The 18,864-nt window shown below is 67.9% G+C and carries 17 protein-coding genes and 1 pseudogene; 12 read left to right on the forward strand and 6 right to left on the reverse strand.

Features of this window, described 5'->3' with window-relative positions:
- From J8I34_RS05550 to J8I34_RS05595, 10 genes and pseudogenes are all read left to right on the forward strand, one after another.
- Positions 1 to 360 (forward strand): annotated as a pseudogene (locus J8I34_RS05550) (N-acetyl-gamma-glutamyl-phosphate reductase); the annotation flags it as partial.
- A gap of 240 nt (positions 361 to 600) precedes the next feature.
- Positions 601 to 1,530: a LysR family transcriptional regulator gene (locus J8I34_RS05555; protein WP_209805530.1), complete on the forward strand. Its 930-nt coding sequence runs from the start codon at positions 601 to 603 to the stop codon at positions 1,528 to 1,530.
- A 183-nt stretch (positions 1,531 to 1,713) separates the two neighbouring features.
- On the forward strand, positions 1,714 to 2,067 hold the full coding sequence (locus J8I34_RS05560) for a Zn-ribbon domain-containing OB-fold protein (protein ID WP_209805531.1): 354 nt from the start codon (positions 1,714 to 1,716) through the stop codon (positions 2,065 to 2,067).
- A 36-nt stretch (positions 2,068 to 2,103) separates the two neighbouring features.
- The gene (locus tag J8I34_RS05565) at positions 2,104 to 3,249 is read left to right on the forward strand and encodes a thiolase family protein (protein WP_209805532.1); all 1,146 of its coding nucleotides are present in this window, start codon (positions 2,104 to 2,106) and stop codon (positions 3,247 to 3,249) included.
- Position 3,250: 1 nt separating this feature from the next.
- On the forward strand, positions 3,251 to 4,015 hold the full coding sequence (locus J8I34_RS05570; RefSeq protein WP_209805533.1) for an SDR family oxidoreductase: 765 nt from the start codon (positions 3,251 to 3,253) through the stop codon (positions 4,013 to 4,015).
- A gap of 9 nt (positions 4,016 to 4,024) precedes the next feature.
- Positions 4,025 to 4,828 (forward strand): enoyl-CoA hydratase/isomerase family protein, encoded by an 804-nt coding sequence (locus tag J8I34_RS05575; protein ID WP_029044910.1) that lies wholly within the window; start codon positions 4,025 to 4,027, stop codon positions 4,826 to 4,828.
- 32 nt (positions 4,829 to 4,860) lie between these two features.
- On the forward strand, positions 4,861 to 5,844 hold the full coding sequence (locus J8I34_RS05580; protein WP_029044909.1) for a tripartite tricarboxylate transporter substrate binding protein: 984 nt from the start codon (positions 4,861 to 4,863) through the stop codon (positions 5,842 to 5,844).
- The gene (locus J8I34_RS05585; protein WP_371748044.1) at positions 5,841 to 6,293 is read left to right on the forward strand and encodes a PaaI family thioesterase; all 453 of its coding nucleotides are present in this window, start codon (positions 5,841 to 5,843) and stop codon (positions 6,291 to 6,293) included. Before J8I34_RS05580 ends, J8I34_RS05585 begins: the two co-directional genes overlap by 4 nt.
- Before the next feature lies 1 nt (position 6,294).
- Positions 6,295 to 7,527, forward strand: coding sequence for a CaiB/BaiF CoA transferase family protein (locus J8I34_RS05590; protein ID WP_209805534.1), 1,233 nt, complete (start codon positions 6,295 to 6,297; stop codon positions 7,525 to 7,527).
- Positions 7,524 to 8,204: a nitroreductase gene (locus tag J8I34_RS05595; RefSeq protein ID WP_209805535.1), complete on the forward strand. Its 681-nt coding sequence runs from the start codon at positions 7,524 to 7,526 to the stop codon at positions 8,202 to 8,204. The genes J8I34_RS05590 and J8I34_RS05595 overlap by 4 nt, the downstream gene beginning before the upstream one ends.
- Before the next feature lie 6 nt (positions 8,205 to 8,210).
- Here J8I34_RS05595 and gcvA read toward each other — a convergent pair whose 3' ends face one another.
- Positions 8,211 to 9,107, reverse strand: a complete 897-nt coding sequence (gene gcvA, locus J8I34_RS05600) for a transcriptional regulator GcvA (RefSeq protein ID WP_029044905.1) — start codon at positions 9,105 to 9,107, stop codon at positions 8,211 to 8,213.
- A 191-nt stretch (positions 9,108 to 9,298) separates the two neighbouring features.
- Between gcvA and J8I34_RS05605 the strand changes: the two genes are divergently transcribed.
- Complete coding sequence (locus J8I34_RS05605; RefSeq protein ID WP_209805536.1) at positions 9,299 to 10,204, forward strand: oxidoreductase; 906 nt, start codon at positions 9,299 to 9,301, stop codon at positions 10,202 to 10,204.
- Positions 10,205 to 10,408: 204 nt separating this feature from the next.
- On the forward strand, positions 10,409 to 12,472 hold the full coding sequence (gene fusA / locus J8I34_RS05610) for an elongation factor G (protein ID WP_209774913.1): 2,064 nt from the start codon (positions 10,409 to 10,411) through the stop codon (positions 12,470 to 12,472).
- A gap of 24 nt (positions 12,473 to 12,496) precedes the next feature.
- Here the strand turns inward: fusA and J8I34_RS05615 are convergent, their stop codons facing one another.
- The 5 genes from J8I34_RS05615 to paaE form a co-directional block, all read right to left on the reverse strand.
- Positions 12,497 to 14,161, reverse strand: coding sequence for a cation acetate symporter (locus tag J8I34_RS05615; RefSeq protein ID WP_209805537.1), 1,665 nt, complete (start codon positions 14,159 to 14,161; stop codon positions 12,497 to 12,499).
- On the reverse strand, positions 14,158 to 14,466 hold the full coding sequence (locus J8I34_RS05620) for a DUF485 domain-containing protein (RefSeq protein ID WP_029044901.1): 309 nt from the start codon (positions 14,464 to 14,466) through the stop codon (positions 14,158 to 14,160). Before J8I34_RS05620 ends, J8I34_RS05615 begins: the two co-directional genes overlap by 4 nt.
- Positions 14,467 to 14,622: 156 nt before the next feature.
- A complete protein-coding gene (gene paaK, locus J8I34_RS05625; protein WP_029044900.1) occupies positions 14,623 to 15,972 on the reverse strand; it encodes a phenylacetate--CoA ligase PaaK in 1,350 nt (449 codons plus the stop codon).
- A 78-nt stretch (positions 15,973 to 16,050) separates the two neighbouring features.
- Positions 16,051 to 17,715, reverse strand: coding sequence for a phenylacetic acid degradation protein PaaN (gene paaN, locus J8I34_RS05630; RefSeq protein ID WP_209805538.1), 1,665 nt, complete (start codon positions 17,713 to 17,715; stop codon positions 16,051 to 16,053).
- A gap of 56 nt (positions 17,716 to 17,771) precedes the next feature.
- The gene (gene paaE / locus J8I34_RS05635; RefSeq protein WP_209805539.1) at positions 17,772 to 18,848 is read right to left on the reverse strand and encodes a 1,2-phenylacetyl-CoA epoxidase subunit PaaE; all 1,077 of its coding nucleotides are present in this window, start codon (positions 18,846 to 18,848) and stop codon (positions 17,772 to 17,774) included.
- Between the last annotated feature and the right edge of the window lie 16 nt (positions 18,849 to 18,864).

The following is an 18,864-nucleotide window of genomic DNA, read 5'->3' on the forward strand; positions in this document are numbered from 1 at the left end:
GGGCTCGCGCAGCGTCCCATCTTCGTTCCCGCGTATGGTGCGTTCCGCCAGGGCATCGTGCTGACGGTGCCCCTCGCGTTGCGGCTGCTGGCCCCCGACGTGGATGGCGCCACGCTCCACGAATGCCTCGCCCGCCACTATGCCGGGACGGCCCATGTGCATGTCCTACCGTTGCACGAATCGCGCGATTTAAAGCACCTGGATCCGCAAGTGCTGAACGGTACGAACGACATGCACTTAAGCGTATTTCCTAACATGGAACACGGGCACGTCCTGCTGTCCGCGGTTTTCGACAATCTTGGCAAAGGCGCATCCGGCGCCGCGGTTCAGAACCTGAACCTGATGCTCACGCAGCAATAGTGGCCGATGGCGTGAGCTAAAGGTCGGCCGCACCCATATGCCGACGATTGCTGCCAACTGGTCGTGGCCGTCGAATGTCTCACGCTGGCCGAATTCGGCCGTCTGCTCACAGTCGTCCCCGGAATTCGGCAAGGAACCAATAGCATGCGTTAACGACGGATAGTGGGAAGGGGAGGCACGCGCATAGGTTTGCCGGATCCGCACTATGATGGCGACATCCCCAACCGTCAGTTGCCAATCATGGACAAGGCCCGCGTCCTCACCCTCTTCATCGGCGTGGTGCGCGCCGGCAGTTTCCAACGCGCCGCAGTGGAAGCCGGCGTGACACCGCAGGCCGTCAGCAAAGCGGTGCGCACGCTGGAAGACGACCTCGGCGTGCGCCTGCTGCACCGGACCACGCGCAAGCTCAGCCTCACCACTGAAGGCGCGCGCCTGTTCGAACTGGCCGCGCCGGGCATGCGCCAGCTCGATGAAGCGCTGGACCAGGTGCGCAGCAGCAAGAGCGACGACGACGGCCTGATCCGCCTGACCGCGCCGCCGTCGGTCGGCAGCCGCGTGCTGGTGCCGCTGGTGCGCGCATTCCGCGAGTTGCATCCGGGCATCACCTTCGACGTGGTGCTGAGCGACCTCTTCACCGACCTGGTCGAGTCCCGCATCGATATCGGCTTCCGCGCCGGCACCAGCCCCGGCCAGAACCTGGTGGCGCGCCGGCTGTGCGACCTGCCGCTGGTCATCTGCGCCGCGCCCGATTACCTCGCGCGGCACGGTGAGCCGGCCACGCTGGACGAGCTGCTGCGGCACCAGTGCACTGGCTTCCGCCGCCCCGCGACCGGGCGCATGGTGCCGTGGGAGCTGCAGGTCGACGGCGCGCTGGTCTACCAGGAGGTGCCCGCCGTTGCCAGCTTCAACGACGTGGAGACCGAGGTCGAGGCCGTGCGCGCCGGCATGGGCATCGGCCAGCTGTCCGCCTACATGATCCACGCCGACCTCGTCAGCGGCCGGCTCAAGGCAATCCTGACGGAATTCAGCAGCAGCAATGTCGGCCTGTACATGTACTACCCGCATCGCAACCAGATGCCGGTGCGGGTCCGCCGCTTCATCGACTTCGTGGTGGAAGCGGGCCGCGGCGCGGAGCAATCGCTGTCGCGGCTGGTCGGCCTGGTGGCCTGACCCTTCAGCACGCGCCGGCCACCCCGAGCCCCACGCCGGCTTCCCGTCAACACGCTTCTCCTGACGCCCTGCTCCGGCCATTCGTTTGATTTTTTCTCAAGCGAAGGCGCCGGAAATGTCGTTTGTCGCGCGCGCCGCCAGCGACAACCATTACGCCAAGGCCCACCAACACAGGAGACTGCCGTGTCAGACCAAGCCTATCCGCTCTGGAGTGCGGACCCCCTCCCCCACCTGATCGCCTCGCGCCACCGCGCCACCGGCGAATGGATCTTCCCGGCCGTGCCGGACGATTCGCCGCTCGCCGCCGAGCATGACCCCGTCGCCATCCGCGGCGCCGGCGTGGTCTACAGCTTCACCGTGATCCATCCCGCGCCCAAGACCGGGCAGCCACCGTACGCGCTCGGCTATGTCGACTTCGTCGGCCCGGTGCGGATCTTCGGGCGCCTGCAGGGCAAGGCGCGCCCGGTGATCGGCGACCGCTATGAAGCGCGCCCGGATGCCGAGTTCGGCTATGTCTTCGAGGCCGTCACGGCCTGACCGATCGATGGAACGCAGAAGGAAAGGGAAAGCAACATGCAGGACATCTACATCCATGGCGGCGCGATGACGCCGTTCGGCCGCCACCCCGGCGTGCTGGCGCCGGAACTGGCGCAACAGGCCATCCTCAAGGCGCTGGCCGACGCCGACGTGCCGGCCAGCCGCATCCAGGCGGTGTATTGCGCCAATGTGCTGGGCGGCATGATCCTGGGCCAGCTGATCGTGCGCGACCTGGGGCTGAAGGGCATTCCGGTCTACAACATCGAGAACGCCTGCGCCAGCGGTGCCACCGGCGTGCACCTGGCGCGGCACGCGCTGCTCGCCGGGCAATATGACACCGTGCTGGTGTTCGGCATCGAGCAGCTTACCGCGCTGGGTGGCGGCACCATCCCGCTGCAGCGCAACGACCACAAGACGGACCTCTACGCCAAGGCCGGCATGGTGCTGCCCGCGGTGTATGCGATGCGCGGCACTCGCTTCCTGCACGAGCGCGACGCGTCGCCCGCCGACCTGGCGGAAGTGGCGGTCAAGAACCGCTACAACGGCTCGCTCAACCCGTATGCGCAGCAGCGCAAGGCCACCACCGTGGAAGAAGTGCTCGGCTCGCGCATGATCGCCGACCCGCTGACGCTGCTGCAGTGCTGCCCGTCGCAGGTCGATGGCGCCGCCGCGGTGGTGCTGAGCACGCGCCGTCCGGCGCAGGCGCGTCCGGTCAGGGTGCTGTCGTCGGTGGTGGTGTCCGGCCTGCGCGAAGAGGCCGACGACGACATCCTCGACGCCGAGATCACCGCGCGTGCCGCGCGCCAGGCCTATGAACAGGCCGGACTGGGGCCGCAGGACGTCGACGTGGTCGAGCTGCACGACGCCTTCACCATCGCCGAACTGCTTTACTACGAAGCGCTGGGCCTGGCCGAACCGGGCGAAGCGGTGTCGCTGCTGAAGTCCGGCGCGACCCGGCTGGGCGGCCGCGTGCCGGTCAACCCCAGCGGCGGCCTGCTGGCCAAGGGGCACCCGCTCGGCGCCACCGGCGTGGCGCAGATGGTGGAGATCCTGTGGCACCTGCAAGGGCGCGCCGGCGAGCGCCAGGTCGACAACGCCCGCGTCGGCCTGACGCAATGCACCGGCGGCGGCATCGCGGGCGTGGACCACGCCGCGTCTTCCGTCCACCTGCTGGGAGTCTGAGATGAGTACGCAACGATTCGATCCCACGCATGTGGCCGTGGTCACGGGCGCCGCGCGCGGCATCGGCCTGGGTATCGCCACCCAACTGGCGCGGCAAGGACTGACCGTGGCGCTGCTGGACCGCGATGGCGGTGCGCTGGACGAGGCCGTCGGCACGCTCGCCGCCGCGGGGCTGAATGCCTTCGGCGCCACCGCCGACCTGACCGATTCCGCCGCGGTCAATGACGCCTTTGCGCAAGTCGCGGCACGCGCCGGCCGCGTCGACTACCTGGTCAACAACGCGGGGGCCGTGCGCGACATGCGCTTCCTGAAGATGACCGACGACGACTGGGACCTGGTCATCGATACCAACCTGCGCTCGCAGTTCCTGTGCTGCCGCGCGGCGCTGCCCGGCATGGTCGAGCGCGGCTACGGGCGCGTGGTCAATATCTCGTCGCGGGCCTGGCTGGGTGGCTTCGGACAGGCCAACTACTCGGCGGCCAAGGGTGGCGTGGTCAGCCTGACGCGCTCGCTGGCGATCGAGTTCGCAAGCAAGGGCATCACCGTCAACGCGGTCGCACCCGGCATCGTCGATACGCCGCTGTTCCGCGGCTTTGCGCCGGAGGTGCAGGCGCGGCTGCAGAAGTCGGTGCCGGTGCAGCGTATCGGCACCGCCGACGATATCGCCAATGCGGTCAGCTTCTTCCTCGACCCGCAGTCGTCGTACGTGACCGGCCAGACGCTCTACGTCTGCGGCGGGCGCAGCCTGTCGTCGCCCAGCGTGTAAGGAGGCGCCATGACCATCCAACGCCACATCGAAGGCGCAGTCGCGGTGCTGACCATCGACCGGCCTGACGCGCTCAATGCGCTCGACGTGACCACGCTGCGCGAACTGCGCGCGCACCTGGCCGAGGTGCGCGACCGCGACGACCTGCGCGTCGCGGTGCTGACCGGCGCCGGCACGCGCGCCTTCTGCGCCGGGGCGGACCTGAAGGGCACGCGCACCTCCGCCGCCACCTACCCCGAGGCGCTGTTCCGCGCGCCGGAGCAGGCCGCAGACCTGGGGCTCTATATCCGGCTGATGGACCTGAGCGACCTCGGCCTCGGCAAGCCGCTGGTCGCGGCGGTCAACGGACACTGCCTCGGCGCGGGGCTGGAGATCGCGCTGCAGTGCGACTTGCGGATTGCGTCGACGCAGGCGACATTCGGCCTGCCCGAAGTCGCGGTCGGCTCGATCCCGGCGGTGTCCGGCCTGCACCGGCTGCTCAAGGCCGTGCCCGCGGCGCATGCGATGCAGATGGTGCTGACCGGCGAACGGATCGATGCCGCGCACGCCGCGCGCATCGGCCTGGTCACCGAAACGATGGCGCCCGATGCCTTGCTCGACCGCGCGCTGGCGCTGGCCGCGCGCATCGCCGCCAACGCGCCGCTGGCGGTACAGGCGGTCAAGAAGCTGTCGCGGCAGACCAGCCACCTCAGCGAAGCCGACGCGCAGCAGCTCACCGAACTCTACTGGGGCGTGCTGCGCGACACCGCCGACCGCGTTGAAGGCCGCCAGGCCTTCGCCGAAAAGCGGCAACCCCACTACACGGGCCGCTGACCGGCCCGACAAGAACCACACAGGAGACAACCATGGCAGGAATCCTCCGAATCATGCGCGCGGCAATGGCCGGCGTGCTGTCGGTCACGGCGCTGAGTGCGGCGGCACAGGCGCCCTACCCCACGCAGAAGCCGATCACGCTGGTCGTGCCGTTCGCCCCGGGCGGCGGCAACGACATCCTGGCACGCGCCATCGCTCCCAAGATGGGCCAGTTGCTGGGCCAGACCATCGTGATCGAGAACAAGCCCGGCGCCGGCGGCAACCTGGGCGCCGACTACGTCGCGCATGCCGCGCCGGACGGCTACACGCTGGTGATCGCGTCGAGCCAGATCACGATGAACCCGTTCCTCGGCATGAAGATCCCGTTCCAGGTCGAGCGCGACTTCGAGCCGGTCGGGCGCATCGCGTCGGTGCCGATCATGCTGGTTGCCAATCCCGACCAGCCTTTCCGCACGCTGCAGGAGTTCATCCAGTACACCCGCGCCAACCCGGGCAAGCTCAGCTACAGCAGCCCGGGGCCCGGCACGCCGCAGCACCTGGCGGGCGAGGTCTTCGCCAAACTGAACAAGACCGAGCTGCTGCACGTGCCTTACCGCGGCACCGGCCCGTCGATCACCGACCTGATGGGCGGCCAGGTGCAGATCTCGTTCGCCACCTTTGCTTCGTCGATCCAGTTCGTGCGCGCCGGCAAGCTGCGCGCGCTCGGCATCGCCGGCAAGAAGCGCAGCGCGCTGATGCCCGACCTGCCCACCTTTGCCGAAGCCGGCATCGTCGGCTACGACGCGGAACTCTGGTACAGCCTGCTGGCGCCGGCACGCACGCCCAAGGCCGTGGTCGACAAGGTCAACGCCGCGCTGGTGGCTGCACTGAAGTCGCCCGACGTTGCCGGGCAACTGGCAAAGCAGGGCTTCGAGCCGCAGGCCTCCACGCCGGACGAACTGAAGGCGTATATCGGCAAGGAAATGTCGCGCTGGCAGCGCGTGATCCAGGACAACAATATCAAGGTGGCGCTGTGAACGCGCCCGCTGCTCCCGTCGATCTCGTCGATCTCGTCGATCGCGCCATGCCGCCGCCCGCCGACAACCCGCTGCTGGACTACCTTGGCATCCGCCTGGCCAGCGTCGGCGACGGCCGCTGCGCCTTCGAGCTCGACATCGAGCCGCGCCACCTGAACCGGCAGGGCAGCGTGCAGGGCGGCGTGATCGCCACGCTGCTCGACGCCGCGTGCGGCTACGCCGGCCTGCCGACCGGCCCCGACGGCGCCCTCGGCCACGCGGTGACGGTGATGCTGGCCATCAGCTACCTCAGCAAGGCGAGCGCGGGCCGGCTGCGCGCCACCGCCACGGTGAGCCGCGCCGGCAAGAGCCTGTACTTTGCCTCGGCCGAACTGGCCACCGATGCCGGCGTGCTGGTCGCCACCGCGCAGGGCACCTTCAAACGATCCCGCATCCTTCCGGAGAGCTGACATGCTGCGCGACGCACTGGACGGCCTGACCGTCATCGACTTCACCCAGATCGGCGCCGGGCCTACCTGCACCATGCTGCTGGCCGACATGGGCGCCAGGGTCATCAAGGTAGAGCCGCCTGGCGGCGAACTGGGGCGCGGGCTCGGCCCCGGCTGGCTGGGCGACGACAGCGCGCTGTTCCACGGCTTCAACCGCAACAAGCTGGGCGTGGCACTGGACCTGAAATCCCCCGAGGGACTCGCGGTGGCGCGCCGGCTGGTCTCGGAAGCCGACATCGTGGTGGAAAGCATGCGCCCCGGCGTGATGGAGCGCCTCGGGCTGGGCCATGCCGGGCTGTCGGCGCTGAACCCGTCGCTGGTCTACTGCTCGATCTCCGCCTATGGCCAGGACGGCCCGTATGCCGGCCGTGCCGGCGTCGACGGCATTATCCAGGCCGATTCGGGGCTGATGAGCCTGATCGGCCTGCCCGACGGCGAGCCGTGCAAGGTGCAGGCGCCAGTGGTCGACGTGATGACCGGCTATGTCGCCTGCGTCGGCATCCTCGGCAAGCTGGCGCAACGGGCGCGCGACGGCCAGGGCGGGCATCTCGACGTCAGCCTGCTCAACGCCGCGCTGGCGCTGCAGCAATCGTCGCTCACCAGCTATTGCGCCGACGGGCAGCTGCCGGAACGCGCGGGCAGCGCCGCCCCCTACTCGGCGCCCAACCAGGCCTTCCGCACCGCGGACGGATGGATCATGGTCGCCGCCTACATGCCTGAACGCTGGCGCCGGCTGTGCGACGTGCTGGGCCTGCCGGCGCTCGCCGACGATCCGCGCTTCGCCACTTCGCCGCTGCGCGTGGCCAACCGCGGGGCAATGGTCGAGGCACTGACCAGCGTGTTCGTGACCCGCTCCACCGACGCGTGGCTGGCGGTGCTGCAGGACGCCGACATCCTGTGCGCACGCGTCGCCACCTATGAAGACCTGATGGCGCACCCGCAGGTGGCGGCCAACCGCATGGTGCAGCGCATCCCGCACGAAACGCTGGGGGAGGTCCGCATGCCCGGCTTTCCGATCAACAGCGCGCAGGAAAACGCGCTGCCGGCGCGGCCCGCGCCGGCGTGCGGGCAGCACACGCAGGCGGTGCTCGCGGAGCTTGGCTTCAGCGCGGCACAGATCGCCGCCTTGCAGGCGCGCGGCGCGGTCCATTGTGCCGACGCCGTCGAGGCACCGCTCACGGCAGCCGCATCATGAACCGCGCCGACATCATCGCCGCGCTCCACGCCCGCCGCAGCGCGCGCGGCTTTCTCGATACGCCGGTGCCGCGCGAGACGGTGGCGGCAATCCTGGCCGACGCGGCGCGCAGCCCGAGCGCGTCGAACACGCAGCCATGGCGTGTCCATGCCTGCGCCGGCGCCGTGCGCGACCGGCTCAGCGATGCCCTGCTGGCGCTGCACGACAGCGGCGGCGGCGGCCATTGCGAGGAATACGTCTACTACCCGCCCGCGTGGCGCGAGCCCTACCTTGCACGCCGCCGCACGCTGGGCAAGGCGCTGTACGGCCTGCTCGGCATCCCGCGCGGCGACGCCGCCGGCATGGCGCGGCAGTACGCGCGCAACTACGCGTTCTTCGGCGCGCCGGTGGGGCTGTTCTTCACCATCGAACGCGGGCAGGGACAGGCGGCGTGGCTGGATCTCGGCATGTTCCTGCATGCGGTGATGATGGCGGCGCTGGGGCACGGCGTGGATACCTGCGCGCAGCAGGCGTTCGCGCGCTACCACCGGGTCATCCGCGCGCAGCTTGCCATTCCCGACAGCGAAATCGTGGTGTGCGGCATGTCGCTCGGCTATGCCGATCCCGCCGAGCCGGCCAACCGGCTGCGCTCCACGCGCGAGCCGGTGGAGGCATTTGCCCGCTTCGCCGGATGGTGAGCGGCGCTATCCCTGCGTCTCGCACTGCGCAAGCAGCCACTCGCGGAACACCGCCATGCTGGCGCTTTCCTTGCGGTCGGCGGGTGTCAGCAGGTAGTAGGTGAAATCACCCATGTCGACCGCCTGGCGGAATGGCGCGACCAGTCGCCCTGCCTCCAGGTCGGCCGCGACCAGGAAGCGCTGGGCGATGGCAAAGCCCTGCCCTTCCACCGCCGCCGCGTACGCCATGGCGGAACTCTGGAAGGTCATGCCGCTGCGCGCATCGACCTGCGTGTCGGCGCGCGCCGCCTTCAGCCAGTGCGCCCAGTCGTCCGGACGCGCAATCGAATGCAGCAGCGTCTGGTGCTGCAGGTCGGCAGGCTTCTTCACCTTCGGGCTGCCGGCCGCAACGCCGGGGCTGCAGACCGGCACCAGGATGTTGGACACCAGCCGGTAGGTATTCACGCCGCTCCACTTGCCGTCGCCAAGGCGGATCGCGCCGTCGATGTCTTCCTTGCGGAAATCGACGGGGTCCAGCGACGCGGTCAGCAGCACCTCGATGCCGGGATTGGCCGCATGAAAGCTCGACAGCCTCGGGATCAGCCAGCGCATGGCGAAGGTGGTGTAGGCGCGCACCTTGAGCTGCTTGCGCTTCGCGCGCTTGCTGAGCCGCCGCGTGGCTTCGCGCAGGTCGTCCATGGCCCGGGTCACCGCGCGGTAGTAATCCTCGCCGGTACGGGTCAGGGAGATCTGCCGGTGACCGCGATGCAGCAGCTGCACGCCCAGCCCTTCTTCCAGCGCGCGGATCTGGCGGCTGACGGCGCCCGGCGTCACGTGCAGCTCTTCCGCGGCGGTGGTGATGCTCAGGTGCCGGGCCGCCGCTTCAAAGGCGCGCAGGGCGTTCAGGGGAGGCAGCTTGTCCATGCCGGCGAGTCTGCCACGCGCTTGAGAAATGCTCAATCGAGGTCACGCGCGTTTATTGACAACTTTTGGTTGTCTTTAAATCTAGATTGCACCGCCTAGTGTTGCGGACCGTGCGCGCCTAAATTTGTCTCCGTGGCCCCCGCCATCAGACATCGCAGTCAAACCGAGCATCACGCCAAAGGAGATTCACCATGTCCGCCAACACCACCATCGCTGCCAACACCGCCGCCAACGCCACCAACGCCGCCACTGCCGCCGGCAAGGTCTGGTTCATTACCGGCGCCTCGCGGGGCTTCGGTATGGAACTGACCCGTGCCGCGCTGGCCCGCGGCGACCGTGTCGTCGCCACCGCGCGCCGCCCCGAAACGATCACCGATGCCGTGGGCGCGCACGGCAACCTGCTCGCCGTAGCGCTCGACGTCACCAGCGAGGCGCAGGCGATCGCCGCCGCCGAGGCCGCCGTGGCCCGCTTCGGCCGCATCGACGTGCTGGTCAACAACGCCGGCTACGGCCTGCTGGGCGCGGTGGAGGAAGCGTCGGCGCGCGAAGTCGAGCAGCAGTTCGCCACCAACGTCTTCGGGGTGCTGAACGTGACGCGCGCGGTGCTGCCGCAGATGCGCCGCCAGCGCAGCGGCCATGTCGTCAATATCTCTTCGATCGGCGGCTATGCGGCCTATCCGGGCTGGGGCGTCTACGGCGCCACCAAGTTCGCGGTGGAAGGATTGACCGAAGCGCTCGACGCCGAGCTGGCGCCGCTGGGCGTGCGCGCCACCGTGGTCGAGCCCGGCTTCTTCCGCACCGACTTCCTCGATGCCAGCTCACTGGTCCGCGTCGGCACCGAGATCGCCGAATATGCCGAAACCGTCGGCGCGATGCGCGGCCACATGGCGTCGGCCAACCACCAGCAGCCTGGCGATCCCGCCAAGCTGGCCGCTGCGCTGCTCGCCCTTGCCGACAGCGGCAACCCGCCGGTGCGCCTGCCGCTGGGCTCTGATACGGTGGCCCGCATCGCCGAGAAGAACCGCAAGGTGGAAAGCGAGCTGGCCGCATGGCATGCGTTGGCGGTCTCGACCGATCACGCCGACGGGCGCGCGTGATCCTGCTGCAGCGCAGCAGTCCGCGAATTGCTGCGCTGCAGCCAGGCGGTTAAGCGAGTGCGGTCGGCCGGCGAAGCGCCGCCCGCACCACTTCACGCCCTTGCCCATATCAGGCTTTGTCACGATGCCGACACTGGCATATGTCGTTTCCGGCAAATTTAGCCAATAATGCCCTGACAGCCATTGCCGGACGAGAGAGCCACCATGCACGACAGTCCCGATGCCATCCGCACCGTTGCCCTGCTCGGGCATGCGGGATGCGGCAAGACCTCGCTGGTCGAAGCGCTGCTGCACAAGGGGGGTGCGCTGCATACCCCGGGCAGCGTGGAGCGCGGCAACACGGTCAGCGACAATGATCCTCTTGAGCGCAAGTACAAGCGCTCACTCAGTTCCGCCATCACCCACGTCGACTTCCGCGACACCCGCATCTACCTGCTCGATACACCGGGGTACCCCGATTTCTCCGGCCTTGCGATCAGTGCGCTGGCGGCGGTCGAGACCGCGGCCATCGTCATCAACGCGCAGACCGGGATCGAGATGACCACGCGCCGCGCCATGGCCTGGGCGCAGGCGCGGCAACTGTGCCGGATGATCGTCATCAACGGCATCGACGGCGAGAAGGTCGACCTGCCGGGGCTGCTCACCGAGATCCAGGAGGCGTTCGGCAAGGAGTGCCTGCCCATCAACTTGCCGGCGGGCAACGGCGGCAAGGTGGTGGACTGCTTCTTCAATCCGGCCGGCGAGTCGGATTTTTTATCGGTGGCGTCGGCGCATGAAGCGCTGATCGACCAGGTGATCGAGATCGATCCCGAGCTGATGGAGCTGTATCTGGAGCAAGGCGAGGCCATCACGCCCGAGCAACTGCACGCCCCGTTCGAGCGCGCGCTGCGCGAGGGACACCTGGTGCCGATCTGCTTTACCTCTGCCGCCACCGGGGCGGGCATCGAGGAACTGCTCGATGTCTTCGTGCGGCTGCTGCCCAATCCCACCGAAGGCAACCCGCCGCTGTTCTACCGCGTCACCGGCCAGGACACCGAAGGCACTGAAAAGCGCAAGGCGGTGCGTGCCGAGCCGGTACCGGACAAGCACGTGCTGGCGCATGTGTTCAAGGTGGTGGTCGATCCCTATGTCGGCAAGCTGGCGGTGTTCCGCATCCACCAGGGCACGGTCACGCGCGACAGCCAGCTCTATATCGGCGAGGGCCGCCAGCCGTTCAAGGTGGCGCACCTGCTGTTGCTGCAGGGCAAGGAGACGCAGGAAGTGCCGCGCGCCGGCCCGGGCAATATCTGCGCGGTGGCCAAGGTCGATGAACTGGGTTTCGACGCGGTGCTGCACGACGCCACCGAGGATGGCGACATCCACCTGACGCCGCTGGAGTTTCCCACGCCGATCTACGGCCTGGCGATCGAGCCGGCGCGGCGCGGCAACGAGCAGCGGCTGGCCGAGGTGCTGCACAAGCTCAGCGCCGAAGACCCGTGCCTGCGCGTCGAGCATCCCGCCGGCACCAACGAGACCGTGGTGTTCGGGCTGGGCGAGTTCCACCTGCGCTGCGCGCTGGAGCGCCTGACCGAGCAGTACAAGCTGGAAGTCGCCACGCGGCCGCCGAAGATCGCGTATCGCGAGACCATTGCCGGCAAGGCCGAGGGCCACCACCGCCACAAGAAGCAGACCGGCGGCGCCGGCCAGTTCGGCGAAGTGATGCTGCGCGTGGAGCCGCTGCCGCGCGGCGAGGGCTTCGAGTTCGTCGATGCGGTCAAGGGCGGCGCAATTCCCGGCCAGTTCATTCCGGCGGTGGAGAAAGGCATCCGCCAGGTGCTGGAATGCGGGCCGCTGGCCGGCTTCGCGATGCAGGACGTACGCGTGACCGTGTACGACGGCAAGAGCCATCCCGTCGATTCCAAGGAAGTGGCATTCGCCACTGCGGGGCGCAAGGCGTTTATCGATGCGGTGATGAAGGCGCGCCCCAGCGTGCTGGAGCCGATCGTCGAGATCGAGGTCACGGTGCCGGGCACGGAGATGGGCGACGTCATCGGCGACCTGTCCGCCAAGCGCGGCCAGGTGCATGGCACCCGCACCGGCGCCGGCAACAGCGTGATCGTTGCCGGGCAGGTGCCGCTGTCGGAGCTGAACGACTACCAGTCACGGCTGAACAGCATGACCGGCGGCCACGGCAGCTACACCATCCAGTTCAGCCATTACGACAACGTGCCGCCGGGGCAGCAGGAGAAGATGGCGTCCCGCCACAAGGCGCAGCAGGACACCGACTGAGCGCGCGGCTGGCGCAGTGCTGGCTCAGTGCTGGCTGGCACCGGCCGCGCCGATGCCGGTCATGGCGCGCACGAACTGCGCGCCGTAGCGCTGGCGTTCGGCGCTCGCCTGCGCCGAGCGGTCCAGCACCGACACCAGCCAGGCGGCGGCAAACGCCAGCGTCATCGAGAACAGCGCCGGGTTGGCATACGGGAAGATCGCCTGCTGGTGCTTGAGGATACCGACCCAAACGGTCGGGCCCAGCACCAGCAGCACCACCGCCGACACCAGCCCCGCCAGGCTGCCCGCCACCGCGCCGCGCGTGGTCAGCCCCTTCCAGAACATCGACAGGAACAGAACCGGGAAGTTGACCGACGCGGCGATCGCCAGCACCAGCCCGGACAGGAAGGCAATGTTCTGCTTCTCGAACATCACGCCCAGCACCATTGCCAGCACGCCGATCACCAGCGTGGCGATCTTCGACACGCGGATCTCGTCCTTCTCATTGGCCTGCCCGCGGCGGAACACGTTGGCGTAGAGGTCATGCGACACCGCCGACGCGCCCGACAGCGCCAGCCCCGCCACCACCGCCAGGATGGTCGCGAATGCCACCGCCGAGATAAAGCCGAGGAACAGGTCGCCGCCGATCACGTGGGACAGGTGCACAGCGACCATGTTGCTACCGCCGATCAGCTTGCCCGCCGCGTCGCGATAGGCCGGATCCGCGCCCACCATCACGATCGCGCCGAAGCCCACCACCAGGATCAGCACGTAGAAATAGCCGATGAAGCCGGTGGCGTAGAGCACGGATTTGCGCGCCTCTTTGGCATCCGCCACGGTGAAGAAGCGCATCAGGATGTGCGGCAGGCCGGCGGTGCCGAACATCATGCCGACACCCAGCGAAATCGCATCGATCGGGTTCGACACCAGCCCGCCCGGCGAAAGGATCGCGGTGCCCTTGTCATGCACCTTGGCCGCGCTGGCGAACATCGCTTCCGGGCTGAAGCCGAAATAGGCCAGCACCATCACCGCCATGAAGGTCACGCCGCCGAGCAGCAGCAACGCCTTGATGATCTGCACCCAGGTGGTGGCGAGCATGCCGCCGAACATCACGTACAGCACCATCAGCGCGCCGACGATGACCACCGCCGATTCGTAGCTGGTGCCGAACAGCAGCTCGATCAGCTTGCCCGCGCCGACCATCTGCGCGACCAGGTACATGATGACCACGGTCAGCGTGCCGCACGCGGCGGTGATGCGCACCGGCTTCTGCGCGAGCCGGTACGAGACCACGTCGGCAAAGGTGTAGCGGCCGAGATTGCGCAGGCGTTCGGCGACGATGAACAGGATGATCGGCCATCCGGCCACCACGCCGAGCGCGTAGATCAGCCCGTCGTAGCCCTTGTCGAACATCATGGCCGAGATGCCGAGGAACGACGCAGCCGACACCATGTCGCCGGCAATCGCCAGGCCGTTCTGGAAGCCGGTGAGACCGCCGCCGGCCGCATAGAAGTCCGACGCCGAACGGGTGCGCCGCGCGGCCCAGCGGGTGATGCCGAGCGTGAACAGGACGAACAGCAGGAACATCACGATGGCGCTCCAGTTCAGCGGCCGCTGCGCGGCTTCGCCCTGGATCGCGGGGGCCGCCGTGGCGGCGGTGGCTGCCAGCCCGCACAGGGCGGCACCGAGGAAACGGTGTACCGGCTTCATGCTTGGCACTCCTTGCGCACGCGTTCGTTGAGCGGGTCCAGGTCGCGGTTGGCGCGGTGGACGTAGATCGCGGTCAGCAGCACGGCGGCGACGATCACCGCCACGCCGACGGGGATGCCAACCGTCATGACGCCTCCGGCAACCGGCGTGCCGAGCGTGGCGGGCGAGAAAGCCAGCAGCAGGATGAAGCCGAAGTAGACCGCCAGCATGATCAGCGTCAGCGACCAGCCCAGGCGCGTGCGTCCGTGGATCAGGCGGATAAAGTCGGGGTGGTTCTGGATGGATTCGAGTTGTCGCGCGTCCATGGCTGTCTCCTTTGGCGCAGGGGTGGCGTGGCGGCTCTGGGTGGCTGCCATCAGTTGGATTTCGTTCGTTATGTCTTGAATGCCGCCGGTTTGCTCCCCTCTCCCGCAAGCGGGAGAGGGGAGCCTTTGCCAGGGGTGTGGGTGAAAAGCAACGCCTCAGATCGCGCCCACCGGCTGTTCGTGCGTGACCTTCGGCCGCATGTCCAGCACGCGCCGTGCCTTGCCAACCGTGGTGCGCTCGATCCCCTCGGCCGCCACCACCTGCACCCGCGTGGTCACGCCGACATAGGTCTTGATCTGGTCCTTCAGATCCCGCTCCAGCGCCGCCCGGTCATCCGCCGACAGCGACGAAGACCGCTCCGGCCGGGCCTCGACCCGCACCTCCAGCTTGTCGAGATGCCCGTCGCGCGTCACCACCAGCTGGTACTGCGGCGCCAGCGCCGGCGCCTTCAGGATCAGTTCCTCGATCTGCGACGGGAACACGTTGACGCCACGGATGATCAGCATGTCATCCGACCGTCCGGTGATCTTGCCGATGCGGCGCATCGAACGCGAAGTCGGCGGCAGCAGCCGCGTCAGGTCACGCGTGCGATAGCGGATCACGGGCAGCGCTTCCTTGGTCAGCGAGGTGAACACCAGTTCGCCCTCCGCGCCATCGGGCAACACCTCGCCGGTCACCGGGTCGATGATCTCGGCATAGAAATGGTCTTCCCAGATCACCGGGCCATCCTTGCTCTCGATGCATTCGCACGCCACGCCCGGCCCCATCACCTCGGACAGGCCATAGATATCCACCGCGTCGATGCCCGCGCGCGCCTCGATCTCCGCGCGCATCGCGTCGGTCCACGGCTCGGCGCCGAAGATGCCGACCTTCAGCGAGCTTTCCGACGGGTCCATGCCCTGCCGCTCCATCTCTTCGATCAGGTTCAGCATGTACGACGGCGTCACCATGATGATGTTGGGCTGGAACTCGCGGATCAGCTGTACCTGTTTCTCGGTCTGTCCGCCCGACATCGGGATCACCGTGCAGCCCGCCTTCTCGGCGCCGTAGTGCGCGCCCAGCCCGCCGGTGAACAGCCCGTAGCCATAGCTGACATGGACCAGGTCGCCGGCGCGCCCGCCCGCGGCGCGGATCGAGCGCGCCACCACGCTTGCCCAGGTATCGATATCCTTCGCGGTATAGCCGACCACGGTCGGCTTGCCCGTGGTGCCGCTCGACGCATGCACGCGCGCCACCTGCTCGCGCGGCACCGCGAACATGCCGAACGGATAGTTGTCGCGCAGGTCCTGCTTGGTCAGGAACGGGAACTTCGACAGGTCCGACAGCGACTTCAGGTCGTCCGGATGCACCCCAGCCGCCTGGAACGCCTTGCGGTAATGCGGCACGTTGTCGTAGGCATGGCGCACGCTCCATTTGAGCCGTTGCAGCTGCAGCGCCTGCAGTTCGTCGCGGCTGGCGCGCTCGATCGGCTCCAGCTCGTTAGGGTTGGGGTTGCGTTGCACCATTGTCTACTCCATCTCGTTATGATGGCGCCGCGTGCGAGGGGGGGCCGGCGCCGGGGTACTGCAGGCCTTGCGATCAGATCAGATATGCGAGCGGCTCTGGATCACGCGGAAGCGGTTGGCGACGAAGGCCGCATCGGACAGCGATGCATTGGCCGCGGGGTTGGCACCCGTGGCGTGGAAATCGCTGAACGCGGCGGACTGGTTGACGAACACGCCGCCGGTCAGGTTGAGCGACAGCGCCACGCCCGCGTCTTCCGCGGCGTCGCGGATGCCTTCGGTCACGCCGGCATCGGTGGTGTAGGCCGACAGCGTCAGCGCGCCGTGCGTCTTCGCGCCGCGGTGCGCCAGTTCGATGCTGTGCGCGGTGCTGTCGGTCGCCACGATGAAGGAGATCGGGCCAAACAGTTCCTGCATGATCTTCGCTTCGTCCGTGGCATCGACCTTCAGCACCAGCGGCGTGCGGATGCGCGCGTCCGGGAATTCGGGATGCGCCAGCACGCGGCTGTCGGCAACGATCTCGCCCAGCGCACGCGACGATTCGATCCGTTCCACCACGCCGTCGTTCTGGATCGCACCGATCAGTTCCACCGCCTTGGCCGGATCAGCCGTCAGCTTGTTGACGGCTTCGCCGATCGCCGCAGCAACCTGGTCGAAGCTGACGCGCCCTTCCGGCGTATCGATGCCGTCCTTCGGCACGTAGATGTTCTGCGGCGCCGTGCACATCTGGCCCGAGTACAGCGACAGCGAGAAGGCGATATTGCGCACCATGCCCTTGAAGTCGCTGGTGGAGTCAATGACGATCTGGTTGACGCCGGCCTTCTCGGTGTACACCTGCGCCTGGTGCGCGTTGCGCTCCAGCCAGTCGCCGTTGGCGGTGCTGCCGGTGAAGTCGATCAGGCGCACTTCGGGGCGCAGCGCCAGCTTCGATGCCATGCGCTCGCTCGGGTCGTTGGCCACCAGCGTGACGATATTCGGGTCGAAGCCGGCTTCTTCCAGCACTTCACGCGCCACCTCGACGGTGATCGCCAGCGGCAGGATCGCGCCCGGATGCGGCTTGACCACCACCGCATTGCCGGTCGCCAGGCTGGCGAACAGGCCCGGATAGCCGTTCCACGTCGGGAAGGTGCAGCAGCCAATCACCAGGCCCACGCCGCGCGGCACCACGGTGTAGCGCTTTTCCATGCGCAGCGGTTCGTTCTTGCCTTGCGGCTTTTCCCACGTGGCCTGCTTCGGGATGCGGCGCAGTTCGTCCCAGGCGTAGGCCACGGCTTCCAGGCCGCGGTCCTGCGCGTGGGGGCCGCCGGCCTGGAAGGCCATCATGAAGGCCTGGCCGGTGGTGTGCATGACGGCGTAGGCAATCTCGAAGCTGCGGCGGTTCAGGCGCTGCAGGATTTCCAGCGACACGCCGACCCATGCTTCCGGGCCGGCCTTGCGCCAGGCAGGCATGCCCCTGGCAACGCCGGCAAAGAGCTGGTCGAGGTCAGGCCTGGGATAGGTGACGCCCAGTTCCGGGCCGTACGGCGAGACTTCCTTGCCGGCCTGGCCGACGGTGCCCGGCTGCGATAGCGCGAACGGCTGGTTCAGGCGCGCCTCGAAGGCAGCCTTGCCGTCGGCGTTGGCGGTTTCGCCATAGGCCTTGGGGCTCGGCATTTCAACGAACGGGCTCCAGTAGCCGCGCGTGGCGATGGCTTGGGTGGCTTGTTCCAGCAGCGCCTGGTGGCGTTCGAAAAACGGATGGGACACGGCTTGCTCCGGGGGGCGAAATTGAATGTGGGTATTTGGGATGGCAGGAGAACGCCTCAGGTTTCCTGGTCGAAATCGATCACCAGCTTGTTGCTGACAGCGTAGCTCTGGCAGCTCAGGATGAAGCCGCGCGCGACCTCGTAGTCTTCCAGCGCGAAGTTGACGTCCATGTCGACCTCGCCTTCGATGCGCTTGCAGCGGCAGGTCGAGCAGACCCCGCCCTTGCATGAGTACGGCAGCTCGATGCCCTGCGCCAGCGCGGCGTCGAGCACCGTTTCCTTGTTCTTCTCCAGCGTGAAGGAACGGGTGCGGCCGTCCTGGATCACGGTCACTTCGCACTGCTGCTGGCCGACCTGCTTGTGCGCATGCGCGGCGGGCCGCGCCGACGGAATGCTGGTGGCAAACAGCTCGCGCTTGATGCGGGTCTTGTCGACGCCGTTGTCGATCAGCGCCTGCGTGACCTCCTCCATCATCGAGTGCGGGCCGCAGATAAAGGCGACGTCGATGTCCTGCGGACTGACCCAGTGCTCCAGCAGCGCGTTGACCTTGTCGCCGTCGATGCGGCCGTTGAACAGGTCGATTTCGAGCTGCTCGCGGCTGAGCACGAACACCAGGTTGAAGCGCTGCAGGTAGGTATCCTTCAGGTCTTCCAGCTCTTCCTTGAACAGCACCGACGACGACGCGCGGTTGCCGTAGAACAGCGTGAAGCGGCTCTCCGGCTCCGCCTGCAAGGTGGTCTTGATGATCGACAGCATCGGCGTGATGCCGCTGCCGGCGGCGAAGGCAACGTAGTGCTTCGCGTGCGTGGCGGACAGCGGCACGTGGAAATGGCCGGATGGCGGCATCACTTCCAGCTTCATGCCCGGCTGCAGTTGCTCGTTGGCCCAGTTGGAGAACAACCCGCCGTCGACGCGCTTGATCGCCACGCGCAGCTGCGCGTCCTGCACCGCCGAGCAGATCGAGTACGAGCGGCGCACATCCTCGCCATCGATGCCGGTGCGCAGCGTCAGGTGCTGGCCCTGCACGTAGCGGTAGGCATCGGCCAGCTCGTCCGGCACGGCGAAGGTCACGGCGACCGCGTCGCGGGTCTCGCGCGTGACCGAGGCCACCGTCAGTTCATGGAATTTGCTCATCTCCCCACCTTTCCTT

This window comes from Cupriavidus phytohabitans, from assembly GCF_017815025.1.
In the GTDB taxonomy this organism is placed as follows: domain Bacteria; phylum Pseudomonadota; class Gammaproteobacteria; order Burkholderiales; family Burkholderiaceae; genus Cupriavidus.

Bases quoted from the DNA above. Each gene is read 5' to 3' on its own strand.
- J8I34_RS05595 (WP_209805535.1), top strand. From the start codon at position 7,524: ATGAACCGCGCCGACATCATCGCCGCGCTCCACGCCCGCCGCAGCGCG.
- J8I34_RS05605 (WP_209805536.1), top strand. From the start codon at position 9,299: ATGTCCGCCAACACCACCATCGCTGCCAACACCGCCGCCAACGCCACC.
- J8I34_RS05620 (WP_029044901.1), bottom strand. From the start codon at position 14,466: ATGGACGCGCGACAACTCGAATCCATCCAGAACCACCCCGACTTTATC.
- gcvA (WP_029044905.1), bottom strand. From the start codon at position 9,107: ATGGACAAGCTGCCTCCCCTGAACGCCCTGCGCGCCTTTGAAGCGGCG.
- paaK (WP_029044900.1), bottom strand. From the start codon at position 15,972: ATGGTGCAACGCAACCCCAACCCTAACGAGCTGGAGCCGATCGAGCGC.
- fusA (WP_209774913.1), top strand. From the start codon at position 10,409: ATGCACGACAGTCCCGATGCCATCCGCACCGTTGCCCTGCTCGGGCAT.
- J8I34_RS05590 (WP_209805534.1), top strand. From the start codon at position 6,295: ATGCTGCGCGACGCACTGGACGGCCTGACCGTCATCGACTTCACCCAG.
- J8I34_RS05580 (WP_029044909.1), top strand. From the start codon at position 4,861: ATGGCAGGAATCCTCCGAATCATGCGCGCGGCAATGGCCGGCGTGCTG.
- J8I34_RS05615 (WP_209805537.1), bottom strand. From the start codon at position 14,161: ATGAAGCCGGTACACCGTTTCCTCGGTGCCGCCCTGTGCGGGCTGGCA.
- paaE (WP_209805539.1), bottom strand. From the start codon at position 18,848: ATGAGCAAATTCCATGAACTGACGGTGGCCTCGGTCACGCGCGAGACC.
- J8I34_RS05555 (WP_209805530.1), top strand. From the start codon at position 601: ATGGACAAGGCCCGCGTCCTCACCCTCTTCATCGGCGTGGTGCGCGCC.
- J8I34_RS05575 (WP_029044910.1), top strand. From the start codon at position 4,025: ATGACCATCCAACGCCACATCGAAGGCGCAGTCGCGGTGCTGACCATC.
- J8I34_RS05565 (WP_209805532.1), top strand. From the start codon at position 2,104: ATGCAGGACATCTACATCCATGGCGGCGCGATGACGCCGTTCGGCCGC.
- J8I34_RS05570 (WP_209805533.1), top strand. From the start codon at position 3,251: ATGAGTACGCAACGATTCGATCCCACGCATGTGGCCGTGGTCACGGGC.